General features: G+C 66.1%; 23 protein-coding genes. 5 read left to right on the forward strand and 18 right to left on the reverse strand.

Translation table 11 applies throughout. The annotated features are described in order from the left end of the window. A partial coding sequence (locus ACTIEY_RS00005) for a sigma-70 family RNA polymerase sigma factor (protein WP_439517091.1) occupies positions 1–527 on the forward strand: 527 nt, incomplete at its 5' end. A 94-nt stretch (positions 528–621) separates the two neighbouring features. On the opposite strand, the gene ACTIEY_RS00010 is transcribed toward ACTIEY_RS00005, so the two are convergent. The 7 genes from ACTIEY_RS00010 to ACTIEY_RS00040 form a co-directional block, all read right to left on the reverse strand. Next, on the reverse strand, positions 622–1,431 hold the full coding sequence (locus ACTIEY_RS00010; protein WP_439517092.1) for a hypothetical protein: 810 nt from the start codon (positions 1,429–1,431) through the stop codon (positions 622–624). Positions 1,432–1,442: 11 nt separating this feature from the next. Then, positions 1,443–2,108, reverse strand: a complete 666-nt coding sequence (locus ACTIEY_RS00015; protein ID WP_439517093.1) for a hypothetical protein — start codon at positions 2,106–2,108, stop codon at positions 1,443–1,445. A gap of 69 nt (positions 2,109–2,177) precedes the next feature. Further along, positions 2,178–3,557 carry a HAMP domain-containing sensor histidine kinase gene (locus tag ACTIEY_RS00020; RefSeq protein WP_439517094.1) on the reverse strand — a complete coding sequence of 460 codons (1,380 nt, stop codon included), beginning with the start codon at positions 3,555–3,557 and terminating at the stop codon, positions 2,178–2,180. Continuing rightward, the gene (locus ACTIEY_RS00025) at positions 3,554–4,252 is read right to left on the reverse strand and encodes a response regulator transcription factor (RefSeq protein WP_439517095.1); all 699 of its coding nucleotides are present in this window, start codon (positions 4,250–4,252) and stop codon (positions 3,554–3,556) included. Before ACTIEY_RS00025 ends, ACTIEY_RS00020 begins: the two co-directional genes overlap by 4 nt. Before the next feature lie 13 nt (positions 4,253–4,265). Next, positions 4,266–4,577 carry a hypothetical protein gene (locus ACTIEY_RS00030; RefSeq protein ID WP_439517096.1) on the reverse strand — a complete coding sequence of 104 codons (312 nt, stop codon included), beginning with the start codon at positions 4,575–4,577 and terminating at the stop codon, positions 4,266–4,268. Between the two features lie 15 nt (positions 4,578–4,592). After that, positions 4,593–5,063, reverse strand: coding sequence for a Spy/CpxP family protein refolding chaperone (locus tag ACTIEY_RS00035; RefSeq protein ID WP_439517097.1), 471 nt, complete (start codon positions 5,061–5,063; stop codon positions 4,593–4,595). A 58-nt stretch (positions 5,064–5,121) separates the two neighbouring features. Continuing rightward, positions 5,122–6,105 (reverse strand): LysR family transcriptional regulator, encoded by a 984-nt coding sequence (locus ACTIEY_RS00040; protein WP_439517098.1) that lies wholly within the window; start codon positions 6,103–6,105, stop codon positions 5,122–5,124. Positions 6,106–6,129: 24 nt separating this feature from the next. Between ACTIEY_RS00040 and uraD the strand changes: the two genes are divergently transcribed. The 3 genes from uraD to ACTIEY_RS00055 are packed head-to-tail and all read left to right on the forward strand — an operon-like array spanning position 6,130 to position 8,113. Then, entirely contained in the window at positions 6,130–6,768 is a 639-nt protein-coding gene (gene uraD / locus ACTIEY_RS00045) for a 2-oxo-4-hydroxy-4-carboxy-5-ureidoimidazoline decarboxylase (protein ID WP_439517099.1), read from the forward strand. Then, the gene (locus ACTIEY_RS00050) at positions 6,765–7,739 is read left to right on the forward strand and encodes a Bug family tripartite tricarboxylate transporter substrate binding protein (RefSeq protein WP_439517100.1); all 975 of its coding nucleotides are present in this window, start codon (positions 6,765–6,767) and stop codon (positions 7,737–7,739) included. Before uraD ends, ACTIEY_RS00050 begins: the two co-directional genes overlap by 4 nt. Before the next feature lie 5 nt (positions 7,740–7,744). Continuing rightward, positions 7,745–8,113, forward strand: a complete 369-nt coding sequence (locus tag ACTIEY_RS00055) for a hydroxyisourate hydrolase (RefSeq protein ID WP_439517101.1) — start codon at positions 7,745–7,747, stop codon at positions 8,111–8,113. A gap of 3 nt (positions 8,114–8,116) precedes the next feature. Here the strand turns inward: ACTIEY_RS00055 and ACTIEY_RS00060 are convergent, their stop codons facing one another. From ACTIEY_RS00060 to ACTIEY_RS00095, 8 genes are read right to left on the reverse strand one after another with little or no spacing between them, the layout of a single operon-like run. Continuing rightward, positions 8,117–9,118 (reverse strand): aldo/keto reductase, encoded by a 1,002-nt coding sequence (locus ACTIEY_RS00060; protein WP_439517102.1) that lies wholly within the window; start codon positions 9,116–9,118, stop codon positions 8,117–8,119. Positions 9,119–9,123: 5 nt separating this feature from the next. After that, the gene (locus ACTIEY_RS00065; RefSeq protein WP_439517103.1) at positions 9,124–10,089 is read right to left on the reverse strand and encodes a Gfo/Idh/MocA family oxidoreductase; all 966 of its coding nucleotides are present in this window, start codon (positions 10,087–10,089) and stop codon (positions 9,124–9,126) included. A gap of 1 nt (position 10,090) precedes the next feature. Beyond that, positions 10,091–10,945: a class III extradiol dioxygenase subunit beta gene (locus tag ACTIEY_RS00070; RefSeq protein ID WP_439517104.1), complete on the reverse strand. Its 855-nt coding sequence runs from the start codon at positions 10,943–10,945 to the stop codon at positions 10,091–10,093. 2 nt (positions 10,946–10,947) lie between these two features. Further along, the gene (gene ligA / locus ACTIEY_RS00075; protein ID WP_439517105.1) at positions 10,948–11,388 is read right to left on the reverse strand and encodes a protocatechuate 4,5-dioxygenase subunit alpha; all 441 of its coding nucleotides are present in this window, start codon (positions 11,386–11,388) and stop codon (positions 10,948–10,950) included. 4 nt (positions 11,389–11,392) lie between these two features. After that, complete coding sequence (locus tag ACTIEY_RS00080) at positions 11,393–12,325, reverse strand: amidohydrolase family protein (RefSeq protein WP_439517106.1); 933 nt, start codon at positions 12,323–12,325, stop codon at positions 11,393–11,395. A gap of 8 nt (positions 12,326–12,333) precedes the next feature. Beyond that, on the reverse strand, positions 12,334–13,017 hold the full coding sequence (gene ligK, locus ACTIEY_RS00085) for a 4-carboxy-4-hydroxy-2-oxoadipate aldolase/oxaloacetate decarboxylase (protein WP_439517107.1): 684 nt from the start codon (positions 13,015–13,017) through the stop codon (positions 12,334–12,336). A 1-nt stretch (position 13,018) separates the two neighbouring features. After that, the gene (locus tag ACTIEY_RS00090) at positions 13,019–14,053 is read right to left on the reverse strand and encodes an amidohydrolase family protein (RefSeq protein WP_439517108.1); all 1,035 of its coding nucleotides are present in this window, start codon (positions 14,051–14,053) and stop codon (positions 13,019–13,021) included. A gap of 22 nt (positions 14,054–14,075) precedes the next feature. Beyond that, a complete protein-coding gene (locus ACTIEY_RS00095; RefSeq protein ID WP_439517109.1) occupies positions 14,076–14,768 on the reverse strand; it encodes a substrate-binding domain-containing protein in 693 nt (230 codons plus the stop codon). A gap of 127 nt (positions 14,769–14,895) precedes the next feature. Between ACTIEY_RS00095 and ACTIEY_RS00100 the strand changes: the two genes are divergently transcribed. Then, positions 14,896–15,804, forward strand: a complete 909-nt coding sequence (locus ACTIEY_RS00100; RefSeq protein ID WP_439517110.1) for a LysR substrate-binding domain-containing protein — start codon at positions 14,896–14,898, stop codon at positions 15,802–15,804. A gap of 8 nt (positions 15,805–15,812) precedes the next feature. Here the strand turns inward: ACTIEY_RS00100 and ACTIEY_RS00105 are convergent, their stop codons facing one another. From ACTIEY_RS00105 to ACTIEY_RS00115, 3 genes are read right to left on the reverse strand one after another with little or no spacing between them, the layout of a single operon-like run. Then, positions 15,813–16,787 carry a tripartite tricarboxylate transporter substrate binding protein gene (locus ACTIEY_RS00105; RefSeq protein WP_439517111.1) on the reverse strand — a complete coding sequence of 325 codons (975 nt, stop codon included), beginning with the start codon at positions 16,785–16,787 and terminating at the stop codon, positions 15,813–15,815. A 16-nt stretch (positions 16,788–16,803) separates the two neighbouring features. Further along, positions 16,804–18,123 carry a TRAP transporter large permease gene (locus tag ACTIEY_RS00110; protein ID WP_439517112.1) on the reverse strand — a complete coding sequence of 440 codons (1,320 nt, stop codon included), beginning with the start codon at positions 18,121–18,123 and terminating at the stop codon, positions 16,804–16,806. Beyond that, the gene (locus tag ACTIEY_RS00115) at positions 18,120–18,596 is read right to left on the reverse strand and encodes a TRAP transporter small permease (protein WP_439517113.1); all 477 of its coding nucleotides are present in this window, start codon (positions 18,594–18,596) and stop codon (positions 18,120–18,122) included. Before ACTIEY_RS00115 ends, ACTIEY_RS00110 begins: the two co-directional genes overlap by 4 nt. Positions 18,597–18,647 lie beyond the last annotated feature (51 nt).

Below are 18,647 nucleotides of genomic sequence, written 5' to 3' on the forward strand. Positions count from 1 at the left end.
CCCGCTCGATCGCCGACCAGGCGCGCACCATCCGCATCCCGGTGCACATGATCGAAACCATCAACAAGATGAACCGCATCAGCCGCCAGCATCTGCAGGAGTTCGGCTTCGAGCCCGATGCGTCCATCCTGGCCGAGAAGATGGAGATGCCCGAGGACAAGATCCGCAAGATCATGAAGATCGCGAAAGAGCCGATCTCGATGGAAACCCCCATCGGCGACGACGACGATTCTCACCTCGGCGATTTCATCGAAGACCAGGCGAACACGGCGCCCATCGAGGCCGCCATGCAGGCCGGCCTGCGCGAAGTGGTCAAGGAGATTCTCGACAGCCTGACGCCGCGCGAAGCCAAGGTGCTGCGCATGCGCTTCGGCATCGAGATGTCGACCGACCACACGCTGGAAGAAGTGGGCAAGCAGTTCGACGTGACGCGCGAACGCATCCGCCAGATCGAAAGCAAGGCGGTGCGAAAACTCAAGCACCCGAGCCGCTCGGACAAGCTGCGCAGCTTCATCGACACGCTGTAAGCAAGCCGCCTTTTGGCAGAAAAAAAAAGGGGAGCTTGTGCTCCCCTTTTTCATGGCTCTCCGCGCAGCGAAGTGCCCGGGGACGGACCGGGGCTCATCGCACGCCGAGCATCCAGCCTTCGAGTTCGGCCACGTCGCGCTCCATGGGCGTGAGTGGCGGGTGAAAGCAGGCTTCCAGCGCATGGCGCGCGGCCATGTCGGCCATCCAGCGCGCGACGGCATAGGCGTCGTGCTCGTCCACGTCGCGCTGCTCGCGCGGAAAGCGCCGACGGAAAAGGGACGGGTGAACCTCGACGATCACCGACTTGTCCTCAGGCACCTGCCAGCCGTCAAAGGGCCAGAAATGCAGTCGGTCGCCGACCTGGTCTCGCAGCCATTTCAGCCAGGGGATGCCGGCGTGCGCGGCCTTGGCCGCAACGCCCTGAGCGTTGTTCAGACAGACGCCCCTGGCTGACACGGTCCAGCGCTCCGTCAGGCGAAGCACCTCGTCGTGGGTGTCCTGCTGCGCCGGGATCCATGCGCTCTTGCGCTGGCTGAGCAGGCGGCGCCTCACCGCATCGACGGCCACGCGATCTTCGTGGGTGGGCCAGTGGGCCACGAAGTGGCTGAGAAACGCGGGCCAGGTGTCGAGGTGATGGTGGCCGAAGTGCGACACCGGCATGGAGAAACCGTGGTCCATGCCGGCCAGGAATCGCGTGCCTTGCAGCACTTCGTCCCGCAACCGCTCAGCCACTTCACGCCGGTTCCACTGAGAGGGCGAGAAGTCGCCGCCCTCTGCGGGCGAACAATCCCAGCGCAGCGCCCCTCGAGCCTGGGGCCGGGCGGCATACACCTGCAGACCTTTGAGGCGGGTCAGTGGCGTCTGCGCGCCCGAATAGCCGATGCCGATGAAACAGTCGAACATGAACCGGGTTCCTATGCCGCCTTCGTCGACTCAATGAGGCGTCGCAGTCCCTGTGATGCCTCGGCGCGTTCGTGCGCGTTGCCCAGGCGCAGGGCGTCAAAGAGCGCCAGCATGTCGTGCAGGGCCGGATCCTGCACGGCCGCGTAGGGCACGCCGGCATGCAGTGGCTCGATGCCCTGGCCCACGGCCACTCCGTTCGGATGCGGCCAGACCCAGGCACCCTCACCAGGCGGCAGCCAGCGCGCAGCCGCCGGCCAGCTTCGACCGGTGGGTACGCCGGGCGACACGGGCAGGCGTTGCGCAGGAAAGGCGTAGCGCGCGCCATGCAGGGCGAACTCCACGAGGTGATCGGCGTGCACGCGCGCGGGGTTGTCGTCTCCCGAGGGCGATGCTTCGCTCACCAGACCCCTTGCTGCAGCCACGCGGGCGGGTCTGCGTGCCCGGCCGCGGACGCGGTAAATGGCAGCGGGCTCATCCAGCACCCCCGCGGAAGGCACGGCCGCCGACCGGCCCGCCGGGCCTTTGAGCAGCTCGGCCTGGAGTCCTCGCTTCACACACGCGTGCGCCTCAGAAGCGCTCAGGCCTAGTTCGTCGGCCAGACTGGCGTAGGTCCAACGCCGGCCCGCGAGTGCCGCCAGCTTGAGGGCCACCAGAAAATCCTGCGGTTTGAGCTGCATTGAAATTCTTCATTCGTGAATTGCGAATCAAGAATCTATCAGAGTGCCACAGCTTGCGCAAGACCTCCCTCATGCTGGCGGCAACGTCACCGTGACAGCCAGGCCTGGCTTCGCATTGAGCACCGAAAACGTACCGCCGTGCGCCTGTGCCACCAGCCGGCACAGGTAAAGGCCCAGACCCACCCCGCCTGCGCTGCGCGTGCGGGCGGTGTCGGGCCGAAAGAAGGGTTGGGCCAGATGCGGCAACTGGTCTTCGGGCACGCCGGGGCCATGGTCGCGCACCTGGATCTGCACGCCCTCGCCGCCGACATCCACCCGCTCCAGGTGAAGTTCCACCGGCAGCAGGGCGCCGGCGTTGTGGCGCAGCGCGTTGTCCAGCAGGTTGCGCAGCAGCAGGCGCACGCGAACGCGGTCCATGGGCAGCGTGGGCAGCGCGGGCGCGGTGAACAGGCGGACCGTGTGCGCGGCAGGCTGCGTGATGGCCAGTTCCTCGATCACTTCTCTGGCCAGCACGACCGGGTCCGTGGGTTCGCGGTGCAGCGCCTTGTGCCGCCCGGCCAGGCGCTCGCTTTCCAGCAGGTCGCTGATGAGGCGGGCCATCTCTGCGAGGTCGCGGAGCAGCGCCTCGCGCTGGGCGGCAACGTCCTCGGATTCGGGCAGCAGCTCGGTGTTGAGCCGTGCGCGGGTCAGCGGGCTGCGCAGTTCGTGGCTGATGGCCAAGAGCAGCGCGCGCTGGGCTTCGAGCATCTGGTGGATGTCGTGGCCCATGGTGTTGATGGTGGTCGCGAGCTGCCCCAGCTCGTCGGGGCGCTGCGGCCTGCGCACGGGTATGGGCTGTCCGAACTCGCCGGCGCCAAAGCGCTGCGCACCCTGCCGGATGTCGTCCAGCGGACGAAGCAGGCGGCGAACGTACAGGTAGGCCAGCAGCGTGAGCAGCAGCAGCACCGTGAGGGTGAAGCCGATCAGCTTCGGCCGGCGCTCGAACGCCGCATCGTTCAGGCCAAACTCGATCCGGTGGCCATCGGCGGTGGTCCGCAGCAGCAGCCGGTCCCAATCCTGCTCGTCGCCCCAGCCGGGTCCGTCGCCATCGGCGCTGCGAGGGCGATCGCGTTTCCACTGCGGCTTGACCTGATCGGGATGCGAGCGCCAGTTCACCTGCGGGCCGCTGATCGCAATGGTCAGCGGCAGGCGCTGCGTGAGCGCCTGCGCTCGCTCCACGCTGGGCGTGCCTCCCACCACCACCTCGCCGCCGAGGCGGTCGACATAGTCCATGAGCAGCGGCCGCGCGGCCTCGCGCCAACCCACTGAAAACGCCTTTTGCGCACCGCTGATGAACGTGAACGCCATGCCCATGGCGAGCAGCAGGAAGACGAGCACCAGGCGCAACCGCAACGAGCTGCGCAACGCCACAAAAGCGCGGCGGTACCAGGGCAGCGGGGACGCGCTCACGGCGTGAGGCGTCGCAAGGCCAGCGAGTACCCAGCGTTGCGCAGCGTCTTGATGCAATCCAGCGGCTCGAGCTTCCTGCGCAGGCGGCTGACCACGATGTCCACCGCCCTCGTGTACAGGTCGGCATCGTGTCCGCGCAACTGGTTGAGGATGTCGTCGCGGCTGAACACGCGGCCGCTCTCGCGCGCCAGGAGGTGGAGCAATTCGAACTCGGTGCCCGTGAGTTCCACCGCTTCGCCCTGGCGCACCACGCTGCGCCGCGCGGGATCGATGCTCAACCCTTCGAACGACAGCACGCCGGGCGATGCCGCACCGGCCGCCGGGCCGTTCTGGCCATGGCGTCGACGCAGCACGGTCTGGATGCGAGCCACCAGTTCGCGGGGCTCGAAGGGTTTGGGCAGGTAGTCGTCCGCGCCCAGTTCGAGGCCGACGACGCGATCCATCACGTCGCCGCGCGCGGTGAGCATGACGATGGGAATGTCGCTTTCCTTGCGGATGGTGCGGCAGAGTTCGAAGCCGTCCATCTCGGGCAGCATCACATCGAGGATGGCGACTTCGAACGATCCCGCGCGCAACCGGGCCAGGCCTTCGCTCGGCTTGAGCGCATGGGTCAATGCCAGTTCGAAGCGCTGGAAATAGGTCGCCAGCGGCGCCCCCAACTGTTCGTCGTCGTCAATCAGCAAGACACGGTGCATGCGGCATTCTCACTCACATCACCGCGCCCGGACCCACATCGCTGAGCGCACGGTGCCGCAGGATGAGCCGGCGAAGGCGCTGCTGTGCTCGCGTGTCCATGCCATCGAAGCGGTCGGCGACCGACAGGAGCGCAGGCAGCGTGTGCACGGCCTCGACGGGCCGCCGCCGGGACAGCCGGGCCCACAGGCCGAGCGCGTGTTCGCGATCGAATCGCGGTCCCCAGACCAGGGTCAGCAACTCGTCGTGCGGGTCCTCCACGTCGGCCAGCAGCGCAGGACCGTGGTCGCGCAGCGGCTGGCCAATGGGTTGCAGGGCCGGTGACATCGCTGCCTCGCCCACTCAACCGCGACCGAACCAGCCCTTGCGGTGTGCCATGCGATCGCGCACCTCGGCCTGCTGCGTCGGGTTGAGGCTGTCGTAGAAATCGGCCAGGGCGTTGATCACCTCGGGGCTGCTCACCTGCAGCACACGCGTCTTTTCGTCGAGCAGGCCCAGCGCGCGGGCGCGGTCGAACTTCTCGGCCGCCACCAGTGAACGCAGTTCGGCGCGCGGGTCGGCACTCTGGCCGATGAAGGCGGCGCGCTGCGCCTGCACCTTGTCGGCCAGCACGTTGAGCTTCTGCTGCTGTGCGGCGTCAAGGTCGAGCTTGCTGGTGATGCGCTCGATCACCTTGCCGCGCACCTCGGCCATCTTCTCGGCGCTCATGGGGCCGCGCTCGTGGTGGCCGCGTGTGCCGCAGGCAGCCAGGCCACCGAGTGCGATGGAGATGCCGGTGAAGGCCAGGAGAGAGCGTTTGATCCAGGGTTTCATGATGGAAGTCCTTTGCGAAGGGCTGTTGAACATGTCCGTCATGGTGCCGGCCGCGTCGCTACCTGGGGTCTCGCCGCGGTTTCGGTTTTTTTCGGTTTGTATCGGCACCGGCTGCACGCACGCGGTCGAGGTACTCGATCACATGCACACCGAGTCGCTCGGCCACCATGCGGGCGATGTGGGGCAGCGCGCGCCCCGCGCTGACCGCCACGTCCACCGTCTGTGGCTGCGCGCTCTTGTCCTTGAGGGGCACGAAGCGCAGTTGTCCCGCCAGGATCTCCGGCCCCGCATCCAGCTCCGAGGTGAGTGCCACGTGGCTGCCACTGCGCACCAGGCTCTTGACGAGTTGCAGCGAGTTCGTCACCAGCGGGGGGCGCGCCTCCTGCAGCAGCCAGTTGTGCCGCCGCTCCAGGTAGCGCCGGATCGCGAGCACCTTGCTCTGCGCTGCCAGTGGCCAGGCGGCAACATCCTTGAACGTCACCTGCGCCAGCGAAGCCAGCGCGTGACCCGGCGCCACCACGCAGCCCAGCGGCAGGTCGGCCGTGGCCACGATGTGCAGATCGCGGCCGGCCTTGAGGTTGAACGCCACCGCCAGGTCCACCTCGCCCGCGCGCAGTCGCTGCATGGCTTCATCCGGGCTCACGATGTCCACCTCCAGCACGATGCCGGGATGTTCCCTGGCCACCGCCAGCACGAACTCGGGCAGCAGGCCGTTCACATGGCTGTCCATGGCGGCCAGCCTCAGGTGGCCCTGGCTCACCCCCTGCAGGTGCTTGATGTCGGAGAGCGTGCGGTTCAGGTCGGCCTTCCAGCGCTGGGAGAGCGCGAGCAGCAGTTCACCGGCAGCCGTCAGGCGCATGCCACGCGGCTGGCGTTCGAACAGGGGCAAGCCCAGGTCTTCCTCCAGCAACAGGATGTGGCGGTCGATCGCCGAAGCAGAAATCGACACGTCGCGCGCCGCCGCCTGCACCGAACCGAGCTGGGCCACGGCCGCCACGTAACGCAGGGCCTTGGGATGGAGCAGCTGGCTCAGGTTGCTCATGCGTTCTCAAAATCAGAATGGAACATGCCCAATTATGCGATGGACAGCAACGCAGCTGCGTCGCAAACTGCGCCCATCATGAACACGCCCGGTGCTTTCCCCCTTTCATGGACCGCCTTGACGGCCCTGGACGAACCCGGCTTTGGCGAGCTGCTGGGACCGGTGGTGGAGCACGCGCCCTGGGTGGCGCAGCGGGCCTGGGCGGCGAAGCCTTTCGCCGATCGTGATCACCTCTTTCGCGCCCTGGCCGACGTGGTCATGCGCGCCGACCCTGCCGAGCAAATCGCCCTGTTGCGCGGCCACCCGGAGCTGGCTGGCCAGGAAGCGCGGGCGGGCACGATGACGGCGGACTCCCAGAGCGAACAGGGCCGACTCGGTCTCATGGCACTCGATCCCACCACAGTCCAGCGGATCGAGACCCTCAACCAGCGCTACCGCGAGCGCTTTGGATTTCCCTTCATCGTGGCTCTGCGCCTGCACGAGACGCTGGCGTCGGTGCTGAAGGCTTTCGATGAACGCCTGCGGCACGACGACGCAACGGAACGCCGCGAGGCGCTATTGCAAGTCTGCGAAGTCATGCGCGGTCGCCTGGCCAATACCGTGCTGCCCCCCACCCCCCTGCCCACCACGTCCGTACCCACCTTCTCAGAAAGCCCATCATGAAACACCCACGCCGCCACTTCCTGGCCTTCGCCGCCCTGCTTTGCCTGGCCATGCCGCAGGCCCACGCGCAAGCCTGGCCCCAGAAGCCGATCCGGATCGTGGTCACCTTCGCCCCGGGCGGCTCGTCCGACATCGTGGCCCGCCTGCTGCAGCCGGGGCTGCAGGAGAAGCTGGGCCAGACCGTCATCGTGGAAAACAAGCCCGGCGCGGGCAGCACCATCGGTGCCAACGAAGTCGCGCGCGCCGCACCCGACGGCTACACCTTGCTGCTGTCCAACACAGCGCCCATCAGCATCTCGCCCTTCATGATGGACAAGTCGCCCTACGACCCGGTCAAGAGCTTCAGCCACGTGGCCTACATCGGCTCGGTGCCCAATGTGTTCGTCGTGCACCCATCGGTTCCGGCCAAGACCATGCCCGAGCTGGTGAAATGGATCAATGCACAGGCCAAACCAGTGAACTACGGTTCTGGCGGCGTGGGCTCCATCGGCCACATCGTCGGCGAGATGTTCAAGCAGCAGTACAAGCTGAACATGGAACACGTGCCCTACAAGGGCTCGTCTCCCATGCACAACGACCTGCTCGGCGGCACGCTGCAGTTCGCGGTGGACACGCTCACGCAGAACGTGCCCTACATGAAGGACGGCAAGCTCACCGGCATCGCCGTGACCTCGCGCACCCGCGCTGCCATGTCTCCCAACGTGCCCACCGTGGTGGAAGCCGGCTACCCCAAGCTGGTGGCCGACAACTTCCTCGGCATTTCGGCACCAGCAGGCACGCCCAAGGACGTGGTGGACAAGGTGAACAAGGCGGTGAGCGAGGTGGTGGCCCAGCCCGACGTGGCGAGGCGCCTGGCCGACCTGGGCGTGGCGCCCGACAGCATGACCCCTGCTGAATTCACGAAGTTCGTCACCGAGCAGGTCTCCGACTGGGCCCCGGCCGTCAAGGCCTCCGGCGCGCGGTTGAATTGAACGCCATGAGCGGCGGCATCTCGATCCATTGTGTGGATGTGGCCAGCGGCCGGCTGGCCGTGGGCCTGCATGTGCAAGTGCAGCGCCTGGGCGCCAACGATTTGCCCCAGGGCGAACCGCTGGCCGAAGGCCGGGTGGGCAGCAACGGCCTGCTGCAGCACCCTGCCCTCATGAGCGACACCATCACCGCCGGCGGCTACGAAGTGCGCTTCGCGGTGGGCGACTTCTACCGGAGTCAGGGCACGGTGCCCACCGGCGCGGTGTTCCTGGAAGTGGTGCCTTACCGCTTCCACATCGCCGACCCTGTGCAGCACTACCACCTGCCGTTCAAGTTCACGGCCTGGGGGTTTTCGCTGTTTCGCGGCGGCGCCTGACGTTCAGTACGCTTCGGTGTCGACCTCGCGATTCGCCTGGTCGTTGTAGCGGTTGCCACTCACCGACTGCTGATTGATCAGATCTTCCAGCTTCAACATGGTGGCCGCATCGAGCTTCACGTCCGCCGCATCGATGTTGTCGCGCAGGTGGTCTTGCCGGGCCGTGCCGGGAATGGGCAGGATGTCCTCACCTTTGTGCAGCAGCCACGCAATGGCCAGCTGCGCGGGCGTGCAGCCCACGTCGCGCGCCATGGCCTCGTAGGGCGCCAGCAGCTTGAGATTGACCGCATAGTGCTCGGGCGAGAAGCGCGGCATGGTGCGGCGGATGTCCTTGGCGTCCAGCGCAGCAAGGTCCAGGGGACCGCACAGGAAACCGCGAGCCACCGGGCTGAAGGCCACGAAGCTCACGCCCAGTTCACGGCAGGCGTCCAGCACCGCGATCTCGGGGTTGCGCGTCCACAACGAATACTCGGTCTGCACCGCCGCAATCGGGTGCACCGCGTGCGCCTTGCGCAGGGTGGATGCAGACACTTCGGAGAGGCCGATGGTCTGGATCTTGCCGGCACGCACCAGATCGCTGAGGGCACCCACGCTGTCCTCCACCGGCACCTGCTTGTCCCAGCGGTGCAGGTAGTAGAGATCGATCACATCGGTCTTCAGGCGCTTGAGTGCCGCTTCGCAGGTGGCGCGCAGTGTCTCGGGCCGGCCGTCGATCACGCGCACCAGCTTGCCGTCGCCCGCCACGTCCACGCCCTGCATGCCGCACTTGCTCGCCAGCGTGAACTGGCTGCGGTGTCGGGAGAGCGCCTTGCCCACTGCCGTTTCGCTGGCACCGAAGCCGTACAGGGCGGCCGTGTCGAAGTGCGTGACGCCAAGGTCCAGCGCGTTCAGCAGCAAGCGCTCGGCGTCCGCGGGCGGAATGGGTGCGCCATAGGCATGGCAGATGTTCATGCAGCCCAGGCCGATGGCCGAGACCTTGAAGGGGCCGAGTTGTCGTTCCTGCATCGCGTTCAACCGTTGGCGTTGAGTTGTTGCTCCAGCTGGTGCAGCACTTCGTAGCAGGCAAACACCTTGGCCACGCTGGAGTTGGGCTCGCGGCCTTCGCGAATGGCCGCGAAGAACTCGCGGTCCTGCAGCTCGATGCCGTTCATGCTCACCGCCACTTTCGACACATCGATCTTCTCCTCCTTGCCGCTGAACAGGTCGTCGTAGCGCGCAATGTAGGTCGCGGTGTCGCCGATGTAGCGGAAGAAGGTGCCGAGCGGTCCGTCGTTGTTGAAGCTCAGGCTGAGCGTGCAGATGGCGCCACTGGCGGCCTTGAGCTGGATGCTCATGTCCATCGCGATACCCAGCACGGGGTGGATCGGGCCCTGCACAGCATTGGCCTGCACGATCGGGCTGCCGCACTGGTAGGCGAACAGATCCACGGTGTGGGCCGCGTGGTGCCACAGCAGGTGGTCGGTCCAGCTGCGGGCCTGGCCCAGGGCGTTGGTGTTGGTCCGGCGGAAGAAATAGGTCTGCACATCCATCTGCTGGATGTTGAATTTGCCGTCCTTGATCTGCTGGTTGACGTACTGGTGGCTGGGATTGAAGCGGCGCGTGTGGCCGCACATGGCGATCAGCCCGGTGGTCTTCTGCAACGCCACCACGTCCTGCGCGCCCTTGAGACTGTCGGCCAGCGGAATTTCCACCTGCACATGCTTGCCGGCCTTCAGGCAGGCGATGGTCTGTTCGGCATGCATCTGCGTGGGCGTGCAGAGGATGACGGCATCCAGTTCCTGGATGGCCAGGCTCTCCGCGAGGTTGGTCGTGACATGGCCGATGCCGTACTTCGTGGCCACTTCCTGCGTCTTGTCGAGCTCGCGCCCGATCAGCGAGATCACCTCGACGCCGTCGATGTTCTTGATGCCGTCCAGGTGCTTGACGCCAAAGGCGCCCGCGCCGGCGAGGGCGACTTTGATGGTTTTGTTGTTCATGTCAGGCGTGCTCCAGAATGAGGTGGCCCACGGCGGTGTTGCTCGCGGGCACATGGTAGAAGCGGTGCGCCACCTTCGGCGGCTGGCCACCGGCCACATCGGCCATGGCACCGCGTGCAATCAGCCACATCACCAGTTCGATGCCTTCGCTGCCGGCTTCGCGCACGTAGTCGATGTGCGGGACTCTCGCCAGGCCGTCCGGGTCGGCGATCAGCCGGTCGAGGAACGCGTTGTCGAAGGTCTTGTTGATGAGTCCTGCACGCGGCCCCTGCAGCTGGTGGCTCATGCCGCCGGTGCCCCAGATCTGCACGTTGAGGTCTTCGTCGTAGCTCTCCACGGCCTTGCGGATGGCCTTGCCCAGGTTGTAGCAACGCTGGCCGCTGGGCACGGGGTACTGCACCACGTTGACCGCAAAAGGGATGACCGGGCACGGCCAGGCCTCTGGCTGGCCGCACATGAGCGACAGCGGCACTGTCAGGCCGTGGTCGACGTCCATCCTGTTCACGATGGTGAGGTCGAAATCCTGCTGGATGACGGACTGCGCAATGTGCGACGCCAGGTCCGGGTGGCCCACGACCTTGGGCACAGGACGCGGTCCCCAGCCTTCGTCGGCAGGCTGGAACTCGGCCGCGGCGCCGATGGCAAAGGTGGGAATCATGTCCAGGCTGAAGGCGGTGGCGTGGTCGTTGAACACGAGGAAGATCACGTCCGGCTTGTTCTGCTTCATCCATTGCTTGGAGAAGTCGTAGCCACCAAAGACGGGTTGCCAATAGGGTTCCTGGGTCTTGCCCAGATCGAGTGCGGCGCCGATGGCGGGCACGTGCGAGGTGTAGACGGATGCGGTGATGCGTGCCATGTTCAGTTCACTTTCTTGCCGGCGGAGCCTTGCGGCTGGCGGTTCGCCTGCGCGTCGCCATCCTCCCCCACCACGCGGTTGCCATCGGCCGAGCGGCCGCCGGCGATCATCATGTTGCGGTATTCGTCTTCGGTCATGCCGGTCATGGAGCCCGCCATCTGCTGGAAGCTCTTGCCGTCGGTGGCACCGATCTTGGCCAGGAAGTAGATGTTGCCGCCCAGGCGGATGCACCAGTTCAGGTCGCGCGCCAGCACGGCCTCTTTCTGCTCTTCGGTCATGGCCCACTGGTCCAGGTAGGCGCGTTCGTCGGCCTTGAACTTCTCGCGGTTCTCGGCTTTCATGAGGCTCATGCAGAACTGGTTGAGCCAGTAGCCTTTGCGGCTCTGTTCGGCGTCGAAGATCGTCGTGCCGGGCACGTCCATGTAGGGTTTGTCCAGTGCCATGTTCTTAGACCTCCTCGGGCCAGTAGAGTTTCATCGGATTGGTCACCAGAAGCTTTTTCTGCAGCTCGGGTGTGGTGGCGATGTGCGGGATGAAATCGACCAGCAGGCCATCGTCGGGCATGTGGTCTTTCAGGTTCGGGTGCGGCCAGTCAGTGCCCCAGAGCACGCGGTCGGGGAACTCCTCCACCACCTTGCGCGCGAACGGAACCACATCGGTGTAGGCGTTCTGCTCGCCATTCAGGGCCCTCGGGCCGGTCACTGAGAGGCGTTCCGGGCAGCTCACCTTGCTCCACACATTGGGGTGCTGGCGCATGAACTTCAGGAACAGCTCGAACTCGGGTCCATCCACCGGCTTGCTCACGTCCGGCCTTCCCATGTGGTCCACCACCACGGTGGTGGGCAGTGCGGTGAAGAAATCCCACAGCTCGGGCAGGTCCACCGCCTCGAAGTAGATGACGACGTGCCAGCCCAGCTTCTGGATCCGGCCGGCGATCTCCATCAGCTCTTCCTTGGGCGTGAAGTCCACCAGGCGCTTGACGAAATTGAACCGCACGCCGCGCACGCCGGCGGCGTGCAGCGCCTGCAGCTCTTCGTCGGTCACGCTACGCCTGACCGTGGCCACGCCACGCGCCTTGCCGTCCGAGTGCACCAGCGCATCGACCAGCGCCCTGTTGTCAGCGCCGTGGCAGGTGGCCTGCACCACGACGTTGCGGGCAAAGCCCAGGTGGTCGCGCAGCGCGAAGAGTTGCTGCTTGCTGGCGTCGCAGGGTGTGTACTTGCGCTCGGGCGCGTAGGGAAATTCGGCACCGGGGCCGAACACGTGGCAATGCGCGTCCACGCTGCCGGCAGGCACCTGGAAGCGGGGCCGGCTGGGTCCGTCGTACCAGTCGAGCCAGCCGGCGGTCTTGGTGAAATCACCCGATGTGGTTTTGCTCATGGCTGCTTTCAATCGATGTATTTCAGGCCGGCAGCAGCGAGCGGCTCACGCATCTTGTACATGTCCAGCCCCAGCACGCCGCTGGCCAGCTTCGCGCGTTTCTCGCCTTCGAAACTCTCGCGCTTCCGGGCCGCTTCCAGCGTGGCGGCGGCGCGTGCGGCAGGCACACAGACCACGCCATCGTCGTCGGCCACGATCACGTCGCCCGGTGTCACCAGCATGCCGGCGCAGACGACGGGAATGTTCACCGAACCCAGCGTGGCCTTGATGGTGCCCTTGCTCGAGATGGCTTTGCTCCACACGGGGAAGTTCATCTTCTGGAGTTCCTTGACATCGCGCACGCCACCGTCGATGACCAGCGCGCGCGCACCGCGCGCCTGGAACGATGTGGCCAGCAGGTCGCCAAAGAAGCCGTCGGTGCATTCCGCAGTGACGGTGGCCACCACGATGTCGCCGGGCTGGATCTGCTCGGCAGCCACATGCATCATCCAGTTGTCGCCGGGCTGCAGCAAAACGGTCACTGCCGTGCCGCTGACCTGCTGACCCGGGAAGATGGGCCGCATATAGGGTTTGAGCAGGCCGACTCGCCCCATGGCTTCATGCACCGTGGCAGAGCCCAGTGCGGCCAGGCCGTCGGCTGCTGCGCGGTCAGCGCGGGTGATGTTGCGGTAGACAACGCCAAGTTCGTACATGTCAGAGGCCCTTTGATTTGAGACGCGCATCCAGGCGCGGGAACACGCGGCGCACATTGCCTTCGTAGATCTGGTGCTTGTCTTCCGCACTCAGGATCTTCGACGCCTCGATGTAGCGCTTGGTGTCGTCGTAGTAATGGCCGGTGGTCGGGTCGACGCCGCGCACCGCGCCGATCATCTCGCTGGCAAACAGCACGTTCTTCACCGGGATCACGGTGTTGAGCAGGTCGATGCCGGGCTGGTGATAGACGCAGGTGTCGAAGAAGATGTTGTTCATCACGTGGTCGTCCAGCAGCGGCTTCTTCATCTCTTGCGCAAGGCCCCGGAAGCGGCCCCAGTGGTAGGGCACCGCGCCGCCGCCGTGTGGAACGAGGAACTTCAGCGTGGGGAAGTCCTTGAACAGGTCGCCCTGGATGCACTGCATGAACGCGGTGGTGTCGGCATTCAGGTAGTGCGCGCCGGTGGTGTGAAAGCAGGCATTGCAGCTCGTGCTCACATGGATCATGGCCGGCAGGTCGTACTCGACCATCTTCTCGTAGATCGGGTACCAGTGCCTGTCGGTCAATGGCGGGCTGTTCCAGTGGCCACCCGAAGGATCGGGGTTGAGGTTGATGCCCACCGCACCGTATTCCTTGACGCACTTCTCCAGCTCGGGGATGCAGGTGGCCGGGTCGACGCCGGGCGACTGCGGCAGCATGGCCACGGGCACGAAGTGATCGGGGAACAGCGTGGAGACGCGGTAGCAGAGTTCGTTGCAGATCGCAGCCCAGGTGCTGGACACCTTGAAGTCGCCGATGTGGTGCGCCATGAAGCTCGCGCGCGGTGAGAACAGCGTGAGGTCGCTGCCGCGTTCCTTCATCAGCCTGAGCTGGTTCGTCTCGATGGACTCGCGCAGCTCGTCATCGCTGATGCGCAGGTCCGCCACCTGGGGCATCACCGCCGGGTCCTTGATGCCGGCGATCTGCTGGTTGCGCCAGTTCTCCAGCGCCTTGGGGGCGGTGGTGTAGTGGCCGTGGCAATCGATGATCAGACTCATGGGGTCTCCTGGTTGTTGGGGGTCAGCGCGCGGCTTCCATGCCCTGGCGCTGTTTGGCTTCGTCCGCAGCGGGCGAGACCATGAAGTCGAGCAAGGCGCGGACTTCATCGGTCCGCGACGTGGCCACGGGGATGCCGGCGGAAAAGGTGGTGACGATCTGGATGGCAGGTGGCAGTGGCCCGGCCACGGAGATGCCGTCGACGTGCAGCAGTTCGCTGAGCTGCTGGAAACCCAGCGCCACCTCGCCGCGAGCCACCAGCGTGCCCACGGGCACGCCGGGGGGCGCCTGCACCATGCGCCCTGCAATCTGATCGGCGATGCCCCAGCGCTCGAACAGCTTGCCCAGGGCGACGCCGCTGGGTCCGGTGGAGCAGCTCACGCTGCGTGCGGCCAGCACCGCAGCGCGCACCGAGTCTTCCGACGACAGGTCGGGCAGCGGCTCTCCCGCGCGCACGGCCACCGCCACGCCCGAGCGCACCAGGTCGACCCGGCTGCCAGGACGCAGGTGGCCTGCGGCGGTGAGCTTGTCGATGGCGTCCGACGCCAGCACCACCAGATCGAAGGTTTCGCCGGCCTGCACGCGCTTGGCCGCGTCCACACCGCCGACCGATTCGATCTCGATCGCAGCGGAGGCGCGCGCGCCGTACGCGGCCACCAGTTCGGCCAGGACCTGGCGCGTGGCCATGGAAGAAATGCCTCGGATGGGTGGGGTCATGGGAGGGGTGTGCGTGAAGACCGGCCATTGTGGACCTGCCTTGCACCCCTGAAAAGCCACATGACCGGCTAGCAGCTAGAACAAAAAAACATAACTATGATCGGCGCTCCCCCCTCATTCTTCGGCCATGGACCTCAAGCAACTCGAGTATTTCGTGCGCGTCGCCGAGCTGGGCAGCTTCACCCGCGCGGCCATGGCGCTGCACGTGGCCCAACCGGCGTTGTCCCGGCAGGTGCGCCTGCTCGAAGTGGAATTGCGCCAGAACCTGCTGGTGCGCAACGGCCGTGGTGCCGTCCCCACCGAAGCCGGCAAGCTGCTGCTGGCGCATGGGCGCGGCATTCTTCACCAGGTGGAGCGGGCACGCGAGGAACTGGGCCGGGTGCGCGGCGCCCTGGCCGGCCGCGTCGCCATCGGGCTGCCGCCCAGCCTGGCGCGGGTCCTCACGGTGCCGCTGACCCGCGCGTTTCGCCAGCAGCTGCCGCAGGCCAGCCTGTCGATCAGTGAAGGGCTGTCGGTGACCATGCAGGAGTGGCTGGTGACCGGACGGCTCGACATTGCCGTGCTCTACAACGCCCAGCCCTCGCCCGAACTCGAGATCCAGCCGCTGCACGACGAGGACCTGATGCTGGTGGAGCCGCGGCCGCCCGGCCTGCCCGAAGATCCGCCACCCCCGCCCGTGCCGTTGCGCGAAGTGGCCGCGCTGCCGCTGGTGATTCCCAGCCGGCCGAACGCGATCCGAATGCATGTGGAGGCCGAGATGGCCAACATTGGCTGTCGCCCACTGGTGGCGCTGGAGATCGATGGCGTGGCGGCCATCCTGGACCTGGTGGCCGACGGTGCCGGTGCCGCGCTGCTCTCGCGCAACGCGGTGGCCAGCTCGATCCGACCCTCGGCCTACCGCATGCGGCAGGTGAGCGAGCCGCCGCTGCGCACCCGCCTTTGCCTGGGCATCAGCTCACAGCGCCCGGCCACCCTGACACAGCAGAACACGCTGGACCTGATTCGACAGACGCTGGAAAAGCTCAGAACACGCTGAGCCACCGCTCACTGCCGGGGAATTCCGGCGCGCTCGATCACGCGACTCCAGCGCTGGATGTCGCTCACCAGCAGCGCCGAGGCCTGCTCGGGTGTGGACGAACGCGGGTCGATGTTGAGTTCGCGCAGCTTCTTCTGCACGTCCGCGTCGGCCACCGTGGCGGCAATCTCCCGCTGCAGCCGTTCAACGACGGCACGCGGCGTCTTCGCCGGCGCCGCCAGCGCGTTCCATGAGGACGCCTGGAACCCGGCAACGCCTCCCTCCATCGCGGTGGGCACCTCCGGCAGCACCGCAGAGCGCCGCTCGCCCGCCACCGCCAGCGCCTTGAGGGCACCACCACGGATCTGCGGGAGCACCGGCGCCAGGATCTCCACGCCCACGTCCACCTGCCGGCCGCGCAACGCACCAATGAGATTGGGCGTGCCATTGAACGGAATGATCTGCGCGTCGATGTCCGCGCTGCTCTTGAACAGCTCGGCCGCGAGGTGCTGTGTGCTGCCGATGTTGATGCTGCCCATGTTGAGCTTGCCCGGGTTGGCGCGGGCATAGGTCAGCAAATCGGCGAAGCTCCTGAACGGCGCATCGGGATGGGCGACCACCGCAATGTCGAAGTAGCCCAGCGTGGAAATAGGGGCGAAGTCGCGCACCGTGTCGAATGGCAGCGACTTGAACAGACCCGCCGTGACCGCCGTGCCGTTGGACATGAGGAACAGGCTGTGGCCGTCCGGCTCGGCGCGCGCCACGCTCTCGGCGGCCACCACACCACCCGCCCCGGGGCGGTTCTCGATCACCACCGTCTGGCCCAGGCGTTCACCCAGCCGGCCCGCGACGATGCGCGCCGTGAGATCACCCACGCCGCCCGCAGCGAAAGGCACCACGATGCGCAGGCCCTTGCTGGGGAAGACCGCTTGCGCAGCCGCCGGGGACGAGAAGGCACTGGCCATGAGCGACACCAGTCCAGCCAGGAATGCGCGACGTCCCATCGACTGGTCCCGTGTGTCAGCCGACGTACTGCACCAGCCAGAGCGAAAGCCCGGGGAACAGCAGCAGCAAGGTCGTGCGCACCACGTCGCTCGCCAGGAAAGGCAGCACGCCGCGGTAGCTCTCACCGATCGGCACGTCCTTGGCCATGCCATTGACCACGTACACGTTCAGCCCCACGGGCGGTGCCAGCAGGCCGAAGCCCACGGTCATGAGCACCATGATGCCGAACCAGATGGCCACCGATTCCTGCGGCATGCCGAAGTCCAGGCCCATGACGACCGGGAAGAAGATCGGGATGGTCAACAGGATCATGGACAGTTCGTCCATCACCGCGCCCAGAACCACATAGAACAGCAGGATGGCGGTCACCACCATCAGCGGCGCCACGTTCCAGCTGTTGATCACGGTGGACAGCATGGTGGTGACCTGGGTCAGTGCCAGGGCCGAGTTCATCATGTCCGCCCCGATGAAGATCATGAAGATCATGGCGCTGGCCGCGGCGGTGGCGTAGAAGCACTGCTTGATCTTTGCCAGGGTCAGTTCGCCCTTGAGCAGGGCCGCCACGAAGGTGCTGGCCGCGCCCACACCGGCGCCTTCCGTGGGTGTGAAAAGGCCGCCGTAGATGCCACCGAAGACGATGATGAACACGATCGCGATCGGGCCCACGCCCATGAGCGCCTCCATGGTCAGGCGCGGGTGATCGTCATCGTGCTCGGGCGCGTGGCCGGGCACCAGGCGCACATAGATCGCAATGGCAATCATGTAGCCCAGCATGGCGATGATGCCGGGCACCATCGCGGCCGCGAACAGCTTGGCGATGTTCTGCTCGGTCAGGATGGCGTAGATCACCAGCGGCACCGAAGGGGGTATCAGGATGCCCAATGTGCCGCCGGCAGCCAGCGTGCCCGTGGCCAGGCGGCCGGAATACCCGTGGCGTTTCATTTCAGGCAGCGCCACCGAGGTGATGGTGGCCGCCGTGGCGATGGACGACCCACAGATGGCCCCGAAGCCGGCGCTGGCCAGCACCGCCGCCATGGCCAGACCCCCCTTGAAGCGGGCCATGACCACGCTGGCGAACTGGAACAGTGCCTTGGAGATGCCGCCCTGGGTGGCGAAGTTGCCCATCAGGATGAACAACGGAATGACCGAGAGGTCGTAGCTCGCGAAACGGGCAAAGGCCGCGCCGTTGAGGTTGTTGAAGAAGGGCGGCAGCCCCACCTGGTAGATGTAGCCGAAGGTGCCTGCTGCAAACATGGCCACCGCAATCGGGACACGGATGGCCATCAGGCCCAGCATGATCCCGAAAATCAACCCCGCCAAAGACAAAGAACTCATTCACCCTGCTCCGGAAAGTTACGCACAAAGGCCTGGTACAGGGCGATCAATGCCGTCAGCAAGAACGGCGGCACCATGAAGCAATACACGATCCACTCGGGAAAGCCCAGCATCATCGAAGTGGTCTGGGTCTCGTAGGCGCTGATGCCGCCCACCGTGGTGCGCCACGTCAGCAGCAGCATGAGCAGCGCCAGCAGCAGCGCGCCAAAGCGGTCCATCCAGGCGGTGGCGCCGGTGGAGGCCTTCGAGGTGAAGAAGTCCACGATGATGTTCTCGCGCTTGAGCTGGCACCAGGGCAGGAACAGCGCGATCGCCGCGCCAGCGGTGAACGCGGTCAGTTCGTAGTCGCCCACCAGCGTCGTGCCGATGGTGTTGCGTCCGATGAGGCTCACACAGGTGATCAGGGTGATCACCGTCAGCAGGACACCCGCCAGGATCGCGCTCGATCTGGCCAACAAGGAAAGCAGTTTCAACGCGGCACCTTCTTGAAACAGGCGATCCGCTCAGGCCGAGAGCGGCCGGAG

The organism is Hydrogenophaga sp., assembly GCF_051858985.1.
GTDB lineage: Bacteria > Pseudomonadota > Gammaproteobacteria > Burkholderiales > Burkholderiaceae_C > Hydrogenophaga.

Bases quoted from the DNA above. Each gene is read 5' to 3' on its own strand.
- ACTIEY_RS00110 (WP_439517112.1), bottom strand. From the start codon at position 18,123: ATGAGTTCTTTGTCTTTGGCGGGGTTGATTTTCGGGATCATGCTGGGC.
- ligA (WP_439517105.1), bottom strand. From the start codon at position 11,388: ATGGCACTGGACAAACCCTACATGGACGTGCCCGGCACGACGATCTTC.
- ACTIEY_RS00100 (WP_439517110.1), top strand. From the start codon at position 14,896: ATGGACCTCAAGCAACTCGAGTATTTCGTGCGCGTCGCCGAGCTGGGC.
- ACTIEY_RS00065 (WP_439517103.1), bottom strand. From the start codon at position 10,089: ATGAACAACAAAACCATCAAAGTCGCCCTCGCCGGCGCGGGCGCCTTT.
- ACTIEY_RS00090 (WP_439517108.1), bottom strand. From the start codon at position 14,053: ATGAGTCTGATCATCGATTGCCACGGCCACTACACCACCGCCCCCAAG.
- uraD (WP_439517099.1), top strand. From the start codon at position 6,130: ATGCCCAATTATGCGATGGACAGCAACGCAGCTGCGTCGCAAACTGCG.
- ACTIEY_RS00050 (WP_439517100.1), top strand. From the start codon at position 6,765: ATGAAACACCCACGCCGCCACTTCCTGGCCTTCGCCGCCCTGCTTTGC.
- ACTIEY_RS00030 (WP_439517096.1), bottom strand. From the start codon at position 4,577: ATGTCACCGGCCCTGCAACCCATTGGCCAGCCGCTGCGCGACCACGGT.
- ACTIEY_RS00035 (WP_439517097.1), bottom strand. From the start codon at position 5,063: ATGAAACCCTGGATCAAACGCTCTCTCCTGGCCTTCACCGGCATCTCC.
- ACTIEY_RS00070 (WP_439517104.1), bottom strand. From the start codon at position 10,945: ATGGCACGCATCACCGCATCCGTCTACACCTCGCACGTGCCCGCCATC.
- ACTIEY_RS00055 (WP_439517101.1), top strand. From the start codon at position 7,745: ATGAGCGGCGGCATCTCGATCCATTGTGTGGATGTGGCCAGCGGCCGG.
- ACTIEY_RS00095 (WP_439517109.1), bottom strand. From the start codon at position 14,768: ATGACCCCACCCATCCGAGGCATTTCTTCCATGGCCACGCGCCAGGTC.
- ACTIEY_RS00040 (WP_439517098.1), bottom strand. From the start codon at position 6,105: ATGAGCAACCTGAGCCAGCTGCTCCATCCCAAGGCCCTGCGTTACGTG.
- ligK (WP_439517107.1), bottom strand. From the start codon at position 13,017: ATGTACGAACTTGGCGTTGTCTACCGCAACATCACCCGCGCTGACCGC.
- ACTIEY_RS00025 (WP_439517095.1), bottom strand. From the start codon at position 4,252: ATGCACCGTGTCTTGCTGATTGACGACGACGAACAGTTGGGGGCGCCG.
- ACTIEY_RS00010 (WP_439517092.1), bottom strand. From the start codon at position 1,431: ATGTTCGACTGTTTCATCGGCATCGGCTATTCGGGCGCGCAGACGCCA.
- ACTIEY_RS00105 (WP_439517111.1), bottom strand. From the start codon at position 16,787: ATGGGACGTCGCGCATTCCTGGCTGGACTGGTGTCGCTCATGGCCAGT.
- ACTIEY_RS00060 (WP_439517102.1), bottom strand. From the start codon at position 9,118: ATGCAGGAACGACAACTCGGCCCCTTCAAGGTCTCGGCCATCGGCCTG.
- ACTIEY_RS00015 (WP_439517093.1), bottom strand. From the start codon at position 2,108: ATGCAGCTCAAACCGCAGGATTTTCTGGTGGCCCTCAAGCTGGCGGCA.
- ACTIEY_RS00080 (WP_439517106.1), bottom strand. From the start codon at position 12,325: ATGAGCAAAACCACATCGGGTGATTTCACCAAGACCGCCGGCTGGCTC.